General features: G+C 65.6%; 13 protein-coding genes and 1 pseudogene. 13 read left to right on the top strand and 1 reads right to left on the bottom strand.

All coding sequences use genetic code 11. The features are described 5' to 3' along the window. Nucleotides 1–159: oxidoreductase-like domain-containing protein (locus tag PHX69_RS11285; protein WP_288043781.1), on the top strand; the 159-nt coding region annotated here is incomplete at its 5' end. A 58-nt stretch (nt 160–217) separates the two neighbouring features. On the opposite strand, the gene gshA is transcribed toward PHX69_RS11285, so the two are convergent. Continuing rightward, nucleotides 218–1,744: a glutamate--cysteine ligase gene (gshA, locus tag PHX69_RS11280; protein WP_288043779.1), complete on the bottom strand. Its 1,527-nt coding sequence runs from the start codon at nt 1,742–1,744 to the stop codon at nt 218–220. Between the two features lie 211 nt (nt 1,745–1,955). On the opposite strand from gshA, the gene PHX69_RS11275 reads away from it, so the two are divergent. The 12 genes and pseudogenes from PHX69_RS11275 to PHX69_RS11220 all read left to right on the top strand — a co-directional run. Beyond that, a complete protein-coding gene (locus tag PHX69_RS11275) occupies nt 1,956–2,234 on the top strand; it encodes a DUF427 domain-containing protein (protein WP_119011846.1) in 279 nt (92 codons plus the stop codon). Nucleotides 2,235–2,620: 386 nt separating this feature from the next. Continuing rightward, nucleotides 2,621–2,929, top strand: coding sequence for a 2Fe-2S iron-sulfur cluster-binding protein (locus PHX69_RS11270; protein WP_119011845.1), 309 nt, complete (start codon nt 2,621–2,623; stop codon nt 2,927–2,929). A 137-nt stretch (nt 2,930–3,066) separates the two neighbouring features. Continuing rightward, the gene (ribBA, locus tag PHX69_RS11265; RefSeq protein ID WP_288043778.1) at nt 3,067–4,188 is read left to right on the top strand and encodes a bifunctional 3,4-dihydroxy-2-butanone-4-phosphate synthase/GTP cyclohydrolase II; all 1,122 of its coding nucleotides are present in this window, start codon (nt 3,067–3,069) and stop codon (nt 4,186–4,188) included. Nucleotides 4,189–4,192: 4 nt separating this feature from the next. Next, a complete protein-coding gene (gene ribH, locus PHX69_RS11260; RefSeq protein ID WP_119011843.1) occupies nt 4,193–4,657 on the top strand; it encodes a 6,7-dimethyl-8-ribityllumazine synthase in 465 nt (154 codons plus the stop codon). After that, nucleotides 4,654–5,184 (top strand): annotated as a pseudogene (gene nusB, locus PHX69_RS11255) (transcription antitermination factor NusB); the annotation flags it as partial. The gene ribH and the pseudogene nusB, both read left to right, overlap by 4 nt. 263 nt (nt 5,185–5,447) lie before the next feature. Then, nucleotides 5,448–6,632 (top strand): pyridoxal phosphate-dependent aminotransferase, encoded by a 1,185-nt coding sequence (locus PHX69_RS11250; protein WP_288043777.1) that lies wholly within the window; start codon nt 5,448–5,450, stop codon nt 6,630–6,632. Between the two features lie 13 nt (nt 6,633–6,645). Further along, nucleotides 6,646–7,062: a tol-pal system-associated acyl-CoA thioesterase gene (gene ybgC, locus PHX69_RS11245; protein WP_288043776.1), complete on the top strand. Its 417-nt coding sequence runs from the start codon at nt 6,646–6,648 to the stop codon at nt 7,060–7,062. After that, complete coding sequence (tolQ, locus tag PHX69_RS11240) at nt 7,059–7,763, top strand: protein TolQ (protein ID WP_119011839.1); 705 nt, start codon at nt 7,059–7,061, stop codon at nt 7,761–7,763. The genes ybgC and tolQ overlap by 4 nt, the downstream gene beginning before the upstream one ends. A 15-nt stretch (nt 7,764–7,778) precedes the next feature. Beyond that, on the top strand, nt 7,779–8,201 hold the full coding sequence (locus PHX69_RS11235) for an ExbD/TolR family protein (protein WP_119011838.1): 423 nt from the start codon (nt 7,779–7,781) through the stop codon (nt 8,199–8,201). A 25-nt stretch (nt 8,202–8,226) separates the two neighbouring features. Continuing rightward, nucleotides 8,227–9,417 carry a cell envelope integrity protein TolA gene (gene tolA, locus PHX69_RS11230; RefSeq protein ID WP_288043774.1) on the top strand — a complete coding sequence of 397 codons (1,191 nt, stop codon included), beginning with the start codon at nt 8,227–8,229 and terminating at the stop codon, nt 9,415–9,417. 81 nt (nt 9,418–9,498) lie between these two features. After that, nucleotides 9,499–10,863, top strand: a complete 1,365-nt coding sequence (gene trhP / locus PHX69_RS11225; protein WP_288043773.1) for a prephenate-dependent tRNA uridine(34) hydroxylase TrhP — start codon at nt 9,499–9,501, stop codon at nt 10,861–10,863. 163 nt (nt 10,864–11,026) lie between these two features. Next, nucleotides 11,027–11,829 (top strand): ParB N-terminal domain-containing protein (locus PHX69_RS11220; RefSeq protein WP_288043772.1); only part of this gene is annotated, 803 nt, incomplete at its 3' end.

Raw genomic sequence — 11,829 nt, 5'->3', positions numbered from 1 at the left:
CAGCAACAGGCCGATGCTGCGGGTGTGGCACTGCGCGCACCACCACCCGAGCCCACCAGCTGCTGCGGACGCGGCTGCAACGGCTGCGTCTGGGAGGGGTTTTACGCGGCCACAGAATACTGGCGCCAGGAAGCGCTGCTACAACTTAGTGAGCTGTAAGCGCCCGCTGTACAAGCCTTAGAGGCCGATTCGATCTAAAAATGGGCCCAAGAAAAAATCAGCCCAGCTCCTCCACCGCCACATAGCGCTGGCGCCAGTCCTCGAAGGCCAGGGTGTCGGCGGCCTCGATGGCTTTTTGCGCGGCGATGGATTCGCGCGCCAGGGCCTCGAAGTGCTGTTGCTGCACGGCGGGCCAGGGTTGCTGCAGCAGGGCGTCGCGGGCGCGCACCGACTGCTGCAAAGCAAACGCGTTGAAGCTGTTGCCCTGCGCGGCCATCTCTTGCAACACCCGCGCCGAGGGCGTGCTCTCGGGCTGTGCCAGCCGCGCCTGCGCCGCCTGCAAGGCCACGCTATAGGCGTCGGTGGCGTGGGCCGCGTCCAGCGCGGCGGCCAGCGGCGCGCACTCGGCCAGGATGTCGGCGCCCCAAGTGGCCAGCGCCACCGACTGGCCCTGGCGCTGCAAGGTCAGGCCCGGCTCGCGGCCGCGCTCTGCCGTCAGGTGCTGGTTGCGCTTGATTTGGGCAATCTCGGCGGGCGTGTCGGGCGGGCTGTCCGAGAGCAGGCAGTGCAGCAAAAACACGTCCAGAAAGCGCATGGTCTGGGCGGCAATGCCCACCGACTCGAAGGGATCGAGGTCCATCAGGCGCACTTCCACGTATTCCACGCCGCGCTCGCGCAGGGCGTGCAGCGGGCGCTCGCCGGTGCGCACGGTGCGCTTGGGGCGGATGGTGCCGTAGAACTCGTTCTCGATCTGCAACAGGCTGGTGGCCAGCTGGTTGTAGTCGCCGCCGGGGTTGCGCACGCCCACGGCCTCGTAGGCGGGGTACGGCTGGGTCAATGCCTCGTGCAGGGAGTTGGCGTAGCCCTCCAGGCCGTTGTAGCTCACGGCCAGACTGGCCTGGGCGTCGCTCTGGTAGCCCAGGCGGCCCATGCGCAGCGACGTGGCGTGCGGCAGGTAGAGCGAAGCGCCGCTGTCGCCCAGCGGCTGCAAGGCGTGGTCGCGCCCCTGCACAAAGCACGGGCACAGCGCAGGCGAAGCGCCAAACAGGTACAGCAGCACAAAGGCGTGGCGGCGGAAATTGCGGATCAGCGCAAAGTACTGGTCGCTGGTCACGCCGGGCAGCGACCAGTTGTAGTGCAGGCCCGAGATGGTCTGCATGCGCCGCCCGTAGCGGTGGCCCAGGCCCATGCGGTACACGCTCTTGGCGCGGCCCACGTTGGAGCTGCCGTAGCGCGCCAGGGGGATGGTCTCGTCGGTGGGCAGGCCGCAGGGCATGCTCGACACCCACAGCATCTCGCCGCCCTGCGCCTGCAGCGTGTGGTACACAAACTGGTGGATGGCCGTCAGCTCATCGAGGCACTCTTGTACGCCCAGGCGCGCGCCGGTGATGAGCTCGATTTGCGACTCGCTGTAGTCGGTGGTGATGTGCGGATGCGTCAGCGCTGCGCCCAGCGCCAGCGGGTGGGGCGTCAAGGCCAGGCTGCCGCTGGGCAGCACGCGCAGGCCTTCTTTTTCAATGCCACGGCGCATGCCCGTGAGCTGCTCCAGGGTGGGCGCGATCATTTTTTTCTGCAAGGCTGTCATGTGTCATTGCCTATCTTTTGTTTCGGGCCGAAACTTAACACGGCCAGACAACGGCCTGCTGACGGCCCTGGCCAAACCCGGCGCGCAAAATCGCCCTTGCCTCGCGGCCTGGGCGCCCAGCGCCGGATGCAGTATGTTTTTGATAGCTGCTTGCGCACACCGGGCGGGCGCTGGAGCCATTTTTAACCTTTAACCCTGACGAGGAGAACCCATGAAAGCCATCTGGAACGGCGTGGTGGTCGCCGAGAGCGACGACACCATACTGGTCGAAGGAAACCACTACTTTCCCGAGAGCGCGCTGCACCGCGAATACTTCACCTTCAGCAACCACAAAACCACCTGCCCCTGGAAGGGCCAGGCCACGTATTTGTCGCTGCTGGTGAACGGCGAACTCAACCCCGAAGCGGCCTGGACGTATGCCGACCCGCGCCCCGAGGCCGAACATGTGCGCGGCCATGTGGCCTTCTGGAAGGGCGTGTCGGTGGCCTGAAACCGGGGCAGGCGCCAGCGCGCGGTTATCCCTGCGCGCACTGGACAATCCTGTGGACAAGTTTTGACAAGCCTTGTATGAGCCACGCAAGTGCTTGATTTGTAATGAAATTCAACGATACGCCTATTTTTTAGGCAATTTCGCACACCCACCGGACTAGGGTTATCCCTTGTTCCGTTGGACAATCGTGTGGATAACTCTGAAAAAGTCTTGCATTAGCGCGCTAAGTCATTGATTGATAAGGCCCTAAAACGCATTGCCTATTTTTCAGGCACACCCGCATGGCGGGGGGTGAGCACAGCACAAGCCACAGATCGCTATCAATTAAATAGCTGCTAGCGCTCGCCACACAAGGCCAAAATCTACTTTTAACTATTTATTTCACCATGACCACTGCCTCCGCTGCACCGCATGCCGTCCCGTTTTTTATTGCCCGCACCCACCCCGATGGCCAGCAGTGCGACGCCTGGCCCGAGCAGCCGCTGCTGGTGTCGCTGGAGCAAGGCGGCATTGACTGGCCCAGCTCCTGCCGCAACGGCACCTGCCGCACCTGCATAGGCCAGCTGGCCAGCGGCCAGGTGCGCTACAGCGTGGACTGGCCGGGCCTGTCAGCAGAAGAGATCGCCAGCGGCTGTGTGCTGCCTTGCGTGGCGCACCCGGCCTCGGACGTGGTGCTGGAAATGCCCGGTATATAGACCACCCTGCGCGCACGGCCCACGCCACGGCGCTAAAATCCAGCCTTTTTGGGCCCGCGTGCCAACCACGCACCGGCCCACCGTGCGGCGGTGCTGCAACGCGGCCCACCCCCTGCGGCCCACCGAAGAAAGCCCCCATGACAACCCCCCTGACCCCCGCACCCATCTCGCCGGTGCAAGAGATCGTGGCCGAAATGCGCGCCGGGCGCATGGTCATCCTCGTCGATGAGGAAGACCGCGAAAACGAAGGCGACCTGGTGCTGGCCGCTGACCACGTCACGCCCGAGGCCATCAACTTCATGGCCCGCTTTGGCCGTGGCCTGATCTGCCTGACGCTGACACGCGAGCGCTGCGAATTCTTGAAACTGCCGCCCATGGCGGCGCGCAACGGCACCGTCTACAGCACCGCGTTCACGGTGTCCATCGAGGCCGCTGAGGGCGTGACAACCGGCATCAGCGCAGCCGACCGCGCCCGCACCGTGCAGGTGGCCGTGGCCCAGAGCAGCCAGCCCACCGACCTGGTGCAGCCAGGCCACATCTTCCCGCTGCAAGCGGTGGATGGCGGCGTGCTCATGCGCGCAGGCCACACCGAAGCGGGTTGCGACCTGTCGGCCCTGGCCGGCTGCAGCCCCGCTGCCGTGATCTGCGAGATCATGAAAGACGACGGCACCATGGCGCGCCTGCCCGATCTGCAAGTTTTTGCCGCCGAACACGGCCTGAAGATTGGCACCATCGCCGACCTGATCGAGTACCGCAGCCGCACCGAATCGCTGGTCGAAAAGGTGGGCCAGCGCACGCTGCAAACGGCCTACGGCGAGTTCACCGCCCACGCTTTCCGCGACCAGCCCAGCCAGGCCGTGCACCTGGCGCTGGTCAAGGGTGCCTGGGTGCCCGAAGACGTGGTGCCCGTGCGCGTACACGAGCCCCTGTCGGTGCTCGACGCGCTGGAAGTCAACCGCTCCATGCACTCATGGGGGCTGGACAGCAGCCTGCAATACATCGCCAGCCAGGGCAAAGGCGTGGCCGTGCTGCTCAACTGCGGTGAAAGCGCCGCACAACTGCTGGAGCAGTTCGAGGGCAAGGCCCGCTCGGCACAGGCCCCCGAGCGCGGCCGCATGGACTTGCGCACCTACGGCGTGGGCGCACAAATCCTGCGCGAATGCGGCGTCCAGCGCATGCAGCTCATGGGCCAGCCCCGGCGCATGCCCAGCATGATGGGCTACGGCCTCGAAATCACCGGCTACATCCCCAAGGAGTAAACCCATGTTGAACGCAGACAAAGGCACCGCCAACGGCCTCGATGGCAGCAAGCTGCACATCGGCATCGTGCAGGCACGCTTCAACGAAGGCATTACCAACGCGCTGGCCGAGGCCTGCCGCAATGCCCTGCAAGACCTGGGCGTAGCGCCAGAGCACATCACCCATGTGTTCGTGCCTGGCGCCCTGGAAGTACCGCTGGCCCTGCAAGCCCTGGCCGAGCGCGACGAGTTTGACGCGCTGATTGCGCTGGGCTGCATCATCCGCGGCGAAACCTACCACTTCGAGCTGGTGGCCAACGAATCGGGTGCGGGCGTCACGCGCGTTGCGCTGGACTACCAGCTGCCCATTGCCAACGCCATCCTGACCACCGAAAACCTCGACCAGGCCGTGGCCCGCCAAACCGAAAAAGGGCGCGACGCCGCCTACGTGGCCGTCGAAATGGCCAACCTCCTGGGAACCCTGTCATGAGCGAGCACAACCCCGCCGCCCCCGCGCAAGCGCCCCGGCAATCGCGCACCGGCCTGACCAGCACGGGCGCACGCAAGGCCGCCGCCAAGTCGGGCCGTACGCGCGCCCGTGAATTTGTCCTGCAAGCGCTTTACCAGCACCTGGTGGGTGGCAACAGCGCCGAGTCCATCGACGCCTTCACGCGCGACCTGTCGGGCTTTCACAAGGCCGACGCAGCGCACTACAACGCCGTGCTGCACGGCTGCATCAGCACCGCTGCCGACCTGGACGCGCTGATCACCCCGCTGCTAGACCGCAAGATGGCCGAGATCTCGCCCATCGAACACGCTGCCATGTGGATTGGCACGTTTGAATTGCAGCACTGCCACGACGTGCCCTGGCGCGTGGTGCTGAACGAGTGCATCGAGCTGGCCAAGGAGTTTGGCGGCACCGACGGCCACAAATACGTCAACGGCGTGCTCGGCGGCCTGGCACCGCGCCTGCGCAGCGCCGAAGTGGCCCGCGACGCCGCCGCCCCTGCACGCGGCGCTGCACCGGCCCGTGACAACGCCAGCGCGCACACCAGCGACACCCCGGTGGACAACACAGCCGCCAGTGCACCTGCCGACGCACCTGTCGGTGATGCTGCCAGCGCTGTCGCAGCGCCCAGCGCGCCTGCGGCCTGACGCGCCCAGCACGCGCCATCGCCTGCGCCGCCAACCCCACGGCGGACAGGCGCTACGTTGGCCACCCTGCCCTTTTTTGCCCCGAAAGACCGCGAATCTTTGCGCCGCTGCGGCCCACCTGCCCCATGAAAATCTCCACCCGCGCCCAGCGCATCGAACCGTTTTACGTGATGGAAGTGGCCAAGGCCGCCCAGGCCCTGGCACGCGAGGTGGCCGACACGCGCGAGCCGATGGTCTTTTTGAACATCGGTGAGCCCGACTTCACCGCGCCACCCCTGGTGCAGGAGGCCGCCCAGCGCGCCATCCAGAGCGGCGCCACGCAGTACACGCCATCGCTGGGACTGGAGCCGCTGCGCGAGCGCATCAGCGGCTGGTACGCACAGCGCTTTGGCGTTGATGTGCCCGCGCGGCGCATCGTCGTCACCGCAGGCGCGTCGGCGGCGCTGCAACTGGCCTGCCTGGCACTGATCGACGCGGGCGACGAAATCCTGATGCCCGATCCCAGCTACCCCTGCAACCGGCACTTTGTCAGTGCGGCAGAGGGCAAGGCAGTGCTCATCCCGACCACGGCCGCCGAGCGCTTCCAACTCAGCGCCGACAAGGTGCGCGCCGCCTGGAACGCGCAAACGCGCGGCGTGCTGCTGGCCTCGCCCTCCAACCCCACGGGCACCTCGATTGCGCCCGATGAGCTGCGCCGCATTCATGCCGTGGTGCAAGAGCGCGGCGGCGTGACCATCGTCGATGAGATTTACCTGGGCCTGGGCTACGACGACGCCTTTGCCCAGACCGCGCTGGCCATCGACGAGAACCTCATCAGCATCAACAGCTTCAGCAAATACTTCAACATGACCGGCTGGCGCCTGGGCTGGATGGTGGTGCCCGATGCGCTGGTGCCGGTGGTCGAGCGCCTGGCGCAAAACCTGTTCATCTGCGCCAGCACCGTGTCACAGCACGCCGCGCTGGCCTGCTTCGAGCAAGGCAGCATCGCCGAGTACGAACGCCGCCGCGCCGAGTTCAAGGCGCGGCGCGACTACTTCATCCCGCAGTTGCAAGCGCTGGGCCTGGACGTGCCGGTGCAGCCCGACGGCGCCTTCTACGCCTGGGCCGACTGCACCCATGCTGCGCACAAGCTGGGCGTGCAAGGCAGCTGGGACTTTGCCTACGAGCTGATGCGCCGCGCCCACATCGCCATCACGCCAGGGCGCGACTTTGGCGTGGCCGATACGCAGCGCTTTGTGCGTTTTTCCACGGCCAGCTCCATGGCGCAGCTGCAAGAAGCCGTGGCGCGCCTGCGCGCGCTGCTGGGCTGAAGGGCACACCACCATGGCAGCGTTTGCGTGGCCCGTGCGCATTTACTGGGAGGACACCGATGCGGGCGGCATCGTGTTCTACGCCAACTACCTGAAGTTTTTTGAGCGCGCGCGCACCGAATGGCTGCGCTCGCTGGGCCTGGGCCAGCAGCACCTGCGGGAACAAAATGGCGGCATGTTTGTCGTTACCGATGCGCGTGTGCGCTACCTGCGCCCGGCACGGCTGGACGATGAACTCCTTGTTACCGCAGAGCTGCAAGCCCACGGTGGGGCCTCCCTGACCATCGTGCAGCAAGCGCTCCTCAAGCCAGAGCCCATGAACACCACCCCCACGCTCCTCAGCGAAGGCACCATCCGCATCGGCTGGGTGGACGCCACCACGCTGCGCCCTGCGCGCATCCCTAGCACCCTTCTGGAAATACTTTCATGAACTCCCAAGACATGTCCATCGTCAACCTGGTGCTGCATGCCAGTTGGGTGGTGCAACTGGTCATGCTGCTGCTGCTGTGCGTGTCCGTGGCCAGCTGGGCAGCGATTTTTCGCAAACTGATTGCCTTGAAGCGCGTCAAGGCACTGAACGAAGACTTCGAGCGCGATTTCTGGTCGGGCACCAGCCTCAACGACCTGTATGCCAGCGCCACGCAAAACGCCAAGCACGCTGGCCCCATGGAGCGCATTTTTGCCAGCGGCACGCGCGAATACCAAAAGCTGCGCGAGCGCCGTATCCAGGACACGGGCACGCTGCTCGACGGTGCCCGCCGCGCCATGCGTGCCAGCTTCCAGCGCGAGATGGATGTGGTCGAATCGAGCCTGTCGTTTCTGGGTTCGGTGGCCTCGGTGTCGCCGTATGTGGGGCTGTTTGGCACCGTCTGGGGGATCATGCACGCCTTCACCGGCTTTGCCGGCATGGAGCAAGTCACGCTGGCCACGGTGGCGCCCGGCATTGCCGAAGCGCTGGTGGCCACAGCGCTGGGGCTGTTTTCGGCCATCCCGGCGGTGATTGCCTACAACCGCTTTGCCCACGACTGCGACCGCGTGGCCAACCAGCTGGAAACCTTCATTGAAGAGTTCTCCAACATCTTGCAGCGCAACCTGGGCGCGCAGCCCGCCAGCTCGGCCTCAGGCCATTGATACAGGAGGCTGCCCATGCCCGCCACCACCTCGCGCCAACGCGGTCGCCGCACCATGAACGAGATCAACATGGTGCCGTTCATTGACGTGATGCTGGTGCTGCTCATCATCTTCATGGTGACGGCGCCCATGCTCACGCCTGGCATGGTCAATGTGCCCACCGTGGGCAAAGGCAGCAAGCCGCCCAAAGCCTTTGGCCAGGTGATCGTGCAAAAAGACGGCACGCTGCAACTCAAAACCGATGGCCAGGAGCGCCCCGTCACCCTGCAAGAGCTGGGCCGCACTGCCAAAACCTGGCAGGCCAGCCAGCCGCCCGATACGCCCGTGCTCATCAGTGCCGACAAAACCGTGGCCTACGACAACGTCTTGCAGGCCATGGATGCCCTGCAAAAAGCGGGCGTACAGCGCGTAGGCCTGTCGGTCAAACAAGGCGGCTGACGCACAGACCCCACACCCCCACCGCATGCACAGCCACACCGAACGCGACCACTTTGCACCGCCGCGCCCCCCGGGGCGCCTGCGCGCCATCGCCCTGGCGGTGCTGGCGCACGCGGTGCTGATCGCTGCGCTGACCTGGGGCGTGAACTGGAAAACCAGCAGCGACGACAGTGCCAACGACGGTGGCGAAAGCGCCCTGCAAGCGCAGCTGTGGTCAGCCCTGCCCCAGCAGGCCGCACCGCGCCCGGCACCGCCACCAGAGGTGGTGCAGCCCACCCTGCCCCCGCCACCGCCGCCCGAACCCGTGCGCGCCCCACCCCCGCCTCCGCCCCCACCGGCACCCACGCCCGCACCGGCACCCGTGCGCCAGGCCGTGCCCGACACCCGCGAGGCCGACATCGCCATCGAGCGCGAGAAAAAGCGCCTGCAAAAAGAGCAGCAAGAGAAAGAGCGCAAAGAAGAAGAACGCCGCGAGCGCCTGGAGCAAGAGAAAAAAGAGCGCCTGCAAAAAGAAAAAACCAAGGAAAAAGAAAAAGCCGACAAAGCCGAGCGCGAGAAAGAGCGCAAGGAAGAAGAACGCCGCGAGCGCCTGGAACAAGAGAAAAAAGAACGCCTGCAAAAAGAAAAAGAGAAAGAAAAAGAGCGCGAAAAAGCCGAACGCGAAAAAGAACGCCAGGAAAAACTCGAAAAGCAAAAACAGCAGGCCGAAGAGAAAAAACGCCAGACCCAGGAAGAGCAGCGCAAACAAGAAGCCCTGGAAAAAGCCAGCGCCAAAGCCTCGGAAGCGCGGCGCCAAGAAGCCCTGCGCCGCATGCAGGGCCTGGCGGGCGCCACGGGCGACGACAACGCCACCGGCAACGCCCAGCGCAGCAGCAGCCCCAATGCCGGAGCTGGCGGCAGCGGCACGGGTGCGGGTGGCAAAGGCCAGGGCAGCGGCAGCGGTGGCCCCTCGGCGGGCTACGGCGGCAAAGTGGCCGCCAAGGTCAAGCCCAACATCGTCTATCCCGACGCCCTGACCGGCAACCCGCGCGCCGAAGTGGAAGTGCGCACTTCCCCCGATGGCACCATCGTCGGCACGCGCCTGGTGCAATCCAGCGGCAACAAAGCCTGGGACGAAGCCGTGGTGCGCGCCCTGCAAAAAACCGAAACCCTGCCACGCGACGTGGATGGCCGCGTGCCCAACCCGCTGGTCATCGGCTTCCGGCCCAAAGACTGACACCGCTGCGGCCCGCGTGCCGCAGCCCTTGCATCCTCTACTTTTACCGGCGCAACCCGTGCGCCCACCAAGGACACCCCCATGACCCTCCAAGCCCCCGAACTCCTCCTGCCCGCTGGCTCGCTCGACAAAATGCGCGCCGCCTACGACTTTGGCGCCGACGCCGTGTACGCGGGCCAGCCGCGCTACTCCTTGCGCGCACGCAACAACGAGTTTCGCATCGAGCAAATCCAGCAAGGCATACAAGAGGCCCACGCGCGCGGCAAAAAGTTCTTTTTGACCAGCAACCTGCTGCCGCACAACGACAAGGTGCGCACCTACCTGCGCGACATCGAACCCATCATCGCCATGGGGCCGGACGCCCTCATCATGGCCGACCCCGGCCTGATCATGATGGTGCGCGAGAAGTGGCCACAGGTGCCGATTCACCTGTCGGTGCAGGCCAACACCGTCAACTTCATGGCCGTGAAGTTCTGGCAGAAGGTGGGCGTGACCCGCATCATCCTGTCGCGCGAGTTAAGCCTGGACGAGATCGCCAAAATCCGCCAGGAATGCCCCGACATGGAGCTGGAAGTGTTTGTCCACGGCGCACTGTGCATTGCCTACTCGGGCCGCTGCCTGCTCTCGGGTTACTTCAACCGCCGCGACCCCAACCAGGGCACCTGCACCAACGCCTGCCGCTGGAACTACGCCACGCAAAGCACCGCCACCGACCCCAACACCGGCGAGGCCATTGCCCAGCCCATGGAAGGCGACTTCGACTTTGCCAAGGCCCAAGAAGACGAGCACAGCGCCTTTGCCGCCTGCGGTGGCGGCGCGCGCCACCCGCTGGCCGACCAGGTCTATCTGCTGGAAGAAAAAGAGCGCCCCGGCCAGCTCATGCCCATCATGGAAGACGAGCACGGCACCTACATCATGAACAGCAAAGACCTGCGCGCCGTCGAGCATGTGCAGCGGCTGGTCGAGATTGGTGTCGATTCGCTGAAGATCGAGGGGCGCACCAAGAGCCAGTACTACGTCTCGCGCACGGCGCAGGTGTACCGCCGCGCCATTGACGACGCCGTGGCCGGGCGCGCCTTCAACCCCGAACTCATCACCGAGCTGGAGGGCCTGGCCAACCGGGGCTACACCAGCGGTTTTCTGGAGCGCCGCCCGGCCAACGATTACCAGAACTATGAAACCGGCAGCTCCGGCGCGCGGCGCAGCCAGTTTGTGGCCGAGGTCAAAAACGCCACCGACGGCTGGGCCGAAGTCGAAACCAAAAACCGTTTTGCCGTGGGCGACACACTCGAAATCATCCACCCCAGCGGCAACCGACTCGTGCAGCTGACGCAGATGCGCGGTCTGGAAGGCGAGGAACTGCAAGTGGCCGCCGGCAGCCCGCTGCGTGTGCGCATCCCGCTGGACGGCCCCGCCGAGGGCGCGCTGATTGCCCGGCTGCTGTAAGCGGCGCGCGCTCCCGGCACCCTGTGGCAGCCCGCAAGGGCTGTACGGGCGCTATGTATTCAATAGCTGCCAGCGCACATCCTGCGGGGTTTTCAGCATCAAAATACCCTGAAAACCTTGCGCAGTGCGCGCTAGCAGCTCTCATTTTTGCACTGAACACCGTATGAATATCGTCGTCAATCCCGATCTGCAAGCCTATATCGACCCGCTCACGCCCGAGGAATACGCTGCGCTGGAGCGCAGCATCCTTGCCGAGGGCTGCCGCGACGCGCTGGTGCTGTGGGGCGAAGTGCTGGTCGATGGCCACAACCGCTATGGCATTTGCCAAAAGCACGGCATTGCGTTCCAGACCGTGCAGAACACGCGCTTTACGTCGATGGAAGATGTCCACCTGTGGATGATCGAGCAGCACCTGGGGCGGCGCAGCGTGTCGGACTTCCAGCGCGGCGTGCTGGCGCTGCGCCAACGCGAAATCGTGGCCGCGCGCCGCGAACGCGCGCTGGCCCAGGCCCCCGCAGATGCGCCCGATGCCGCCCCCGGCACCGATGCCGTCGCGCCGGACAGCGTCACCAGCACGGCGCCCGAACCGCTGCCCAGCCGCGAGGCCATCGCCAAGGCCGCGCGCATCAGCAGCACGCAGGTCAAGCTGATCGAAACCATCCAAAAGCAGGCCGCGCCCGAGGTGGTGGCTGCCGTCAGGTCGGGCACGCTGTCGATCAACGCCGCCGCTGCCGTGGCCAGCCTGCCTGCCGAGGAGCAGGTGGCCGCCGCCAGCGCGGGCGCCGATGAACTCAAGCAGGCCGCCAAGCGCGTGCGCGAAGCCAAACGCAAGCCGCGCGCCACGCCCGCCGCCAGTGAAGACGCCACCGACCTGCCCGACACCGTGCCCGCCCTGCAACAGCGCGTGCTGGAGCTGATGGCGCAAAACGACGCCCTGCGCCAGCAAGTGGCCGCGCTGCAAGCGCT

The sequence above is a fragment of the Simplicispira sp. genome (assembly GCF_028687295.1).
Lineage (GTDB): Bacteria > Pseudomonadota > Gammaproteobacteria > Burkholderiales > Burkholderiaceae_C > Simplicispira > Simplicispira metamorpha.
The sequence above is the reverse complement of the archived record's forward strand: the minus strand, read 5'-3'. Positions and strand labels throughout refer to the sequence as shown.